The organism is Propionivibrio sp. (assembly GCF_017995515.1).
Taxonomy (GTDB): Bacteria; Pseudomonadota; Gammaproteobacteria; order Burkholderiales; family Rhodocyclaceae; genus Propionivibrio.
In genome coordinates this window covers 1-3,172 of record NZ_JAGOIT010000181.1, presented here as the reverse complement: position 1 = coordinate 3,172, position 3,172 = coordinate 1, and the positions used below count along the sequence as shown (strand labels likewise).

The window sequence follows — 3,172 nt, the reverse complement described above, 5'->3', positions numbered from 1 at the left end:
CCGTTCGTGGTGAGCCTGTCCCCCAAGGGGATTTCCTTCGGGGCATCGAACCATGAAGCGGCGCAAGGCGGGGTGCATCCCGCCCTTCGACAGGCTCAGGGCGAACGGTGCAAGTGACTCGAACGCACAAGAAACAAGGAGAAGGTCAATGAACAAAGTACTGCTGCAGGCGTTGTTGGAGGATGCGCGGGCTGGCAAACCGGTCTACATCACGACGGTCCACCATGTATTTGACGGATTGCATCACGCGGAATCCGAGCGGATCGTTTGCGTCGTCGATCAGATGGACACAGACGGCCAGACCGCCTACGAACTGCGGATTCCGTCGCTCGAGCGGTGCGATGCGGAGGCCAAGACCTTCGTCCGCGACTACCTGAACGCCGAGATCTACAACATCCTGTCGAGTGTCGGCGGTCGTCGCCTGACGCTGTATCTGGACACCGCCAAGCCGGCGCTGCTGGCATTGGTCAAGGGCCTCGACGACGCGTTCTGTATCGGCCGTTCGCGTCAGGCGCGCGTCGGTTACGGGCGTTCGGTGAATGTGATCGACCGCATGATCGCCGCCGTTCGGCCCGGCGAACCGCCGTTCTGCTTCGCGATATCCGATCTCAAGCAACTGCCGGCCTTGCCCGCGACCAAGCGCTCCCGAGTCGATACGATGGCCTTCTTCCGCGCCTGCACCAGCAAGCTCGAAGGCAGGGCGTTCGCAGGTATCGACGTCGGCGGCACCGACATCAAGGCGGTGCTGGTGGTCGACGGCACGATCGTCGATTACAAGGAATATGACTGGTTCCCGGCCAACTTCACGCGCTCGGCGCAGCTGATCGACCCGATCTGCCTGATCGCCCGCCTGTTGCAGGCACGGCTGGCGATCCACCGGCTGCCCGTTGCGGCGCAACTGAGCTATCTGCCCATCATCGTGCGGGCGATGGACAAGGATGCGTCCGATGCGGCGATGGAGAACGTCCTGCGCGAACTGATCCACGCTGGTCTGGACATCGATGCGCGCCTCGACGCCATCGGCCTCTGCTTCCCCGATGTCGTCGTCAGGAACAAGATCGTCGGCGGCGAGGTGTACAAGACGCGCGGCATCCGCAACAACCCGGAGATCGACTACGACGCCGACTTCGTGCAACTGACGCACCTCGACGACCGTCTGCGTGCCTCGGTCGTCCCCGGTGGCGCCGTGCGCATCATCAACGACGGGCCGATGGCGTCCTTCACCGCCGCCGTCGAAATGGCCTTCTCCGGCGAGGCCGCCAAGGTTCGTGATGGCGTCTTCGCGCACACGCTGGGCACGGAACTCGGCACCGGCTGGATCACCGAGTCCGGCAGCATTCCCGACATCCCGCTCGAGGTTTACAACTTCATCATCGACCTTGGCTGCTGGCCGGAGCGGGCCTTCGAGCCCGACGACCTGCGCAGCGTCAACAACTTCAACACCGGCCTGCCCGGCACGCTACAGAAATACTGCAGCCAGAGCGGCGTCTTCCGTCTGGCGCTGAAGTATTTCCCGAGCGAGCGCCCGGACCTTTTCGCGGAATTGCTGGAGAAGGGCTACGTCGTCGAACAGTCGCCGTCCGGCAGGGCGGGCTACTACGTGCCGACCGAACCGATCGATCAGCGCAAGCCATTCCTCGAACACATGATGCGGCTACCCGACCGCGAAAGAAACGCAAAGAACGAGGTGGACGAAACCAACGCCAAAATCTGGCGCGAGATCGGCGAGGGGCTGGCGGTCACGCTGCTCGAGAGCAAGCGCATCCTCGATCCGGGCACCGACGAGCGCTTCCTGTTCGGCCGCCTGGTCAAGAACCCGACCTGCTTCGACCTGATGGTCGAAGGCGCGCGTCGCATCAAGCCGGATATCACGCTGCTCGTCGCCGGCACCGGCATGGCCTACACGCCGCTGATGAAGCAACTCGAAGCCCATCCCCATTTCACCGTCGCCCAGTTCGCGCAGGCGATCGGCGCCGTCTATTACGCCAACAGCTGAAAGGAACGAGAAAAATGAAAAAGCAGGACTATCTGGATCATCTGGTTGGCGTATTCGGCCACCCGGTTGCGGAAAACCCCGGCGTCGTCATCCAGGAAGCGGCTTTCCGCGCGCTCGGCCTTGATCGCTGGCGCTTCCTGACCATCGATGTCGAGCCGGAAAAGATCGCAGACGCGATCACCGGGCTGAAGGCGATGAAAATGCGCGGCATCAACTGCACGATTCCGCACAAGCTTGCGGTGATCCCGTATCTCGATAAGATCGCGCCGAGCGCCAGGCTGATCGGCGCGGTGAACACCGTGATCAACGACAACGGCGTGCTCACCGGCGAAAACACCGACGGCCAGGGCTTCATGATCGCGCTGGCCGAAGCCGGCCTTTCGGCGAAAGGCAAGAAGATCGTCGTTCTCGGCGCCGGCGGCGCGGCGCGCGCGATCTGCGTCGAACTGGCACTGGCCGGCGCCAGCCACCTGACCATCGTCAACATCCCGAAGGACATGGCACTCGGCGAGGGCCTCGTCAAGACGCTGCGCGAGAACACCCAGATCGTCGTCGATTACGTGCCGTGGGTCGATGCGTTCAAGATTCCGGCCGATACCGACATCGTCGTCAACGCGACGTCGATCGGCCTCTACCCGAACGTCGACGACAAGCCGAACATCGATTACGACACGCTCAGCACGTCGATGTACGTGCAGGACGTGATCCCCAATCCGGCCTTCACGCCCTTCCTGCAGGAAGCCGACAAGCGCGGCCTCAAATGGCAGAGCGGCCTGTCGATGCTGGTCAATCAGGCGGCGCTCAACATCACGATGTGGACCGGCCTCGATCCGGACAAGGAAGTCATGAAAAAGGCGCTGAAAGAAGCGTTGTCGTGATGTTTCTTTGTAGGAGCCCGGTTTTACCGGGCGATTGGCGGTGCTTCTTCGTAGAAACGCCGTTATCGCGCAGCGAAGCTGCACTCCTACAGAGCTCGCAAAGAGCACCAGAAGAACAAGAAATTCAGGGAGAAGAGAAGTCATTTCCAATCAAACGCAGAGGAATCACCATATGCAACAGGACGACCCGAACTTCCCCTACCGTGAGCAGATCATCGCGGCCAAGCGCAGCTTGCGTGCGCGCATGCCCGACCTCAAGGAACGCTTTGCCGCGTTGACGCGCGACATCGAAGCGCAG

At 62.0% G+C, this 3,172-nt stretch carries 2 protein-coding genes; both read left to right on the top strand.

Annotated features, from left to right (window positions below; genetic code table 11):
- Positions 1-148 precede the first annotated feature (148 nt).
- A complete protein-coding gene (locus KBA32_RS16825; protein ID WP_294361433.1) occupies positions 149-1,996 on the top strand; it encodes a hypothetical protein in 1,848 nt (615 codons plus the stop codon).
- Positions 1,997-2,010: 14 nt separating this feature from the next.
- Positions 2,011-2,874, top strand: a complete 864-nt coding sequence (aroE, locus tag KBA32_RS16820) for a shikimate dehydrogenase (protein ID WP_294361431.1) — start codon at positions 2,011-2,013, stop codon at positions 2,872-2,874.
- The last annotated feature ends 298 nt before the right edge of the window (positions 2,875-3,172 follow it).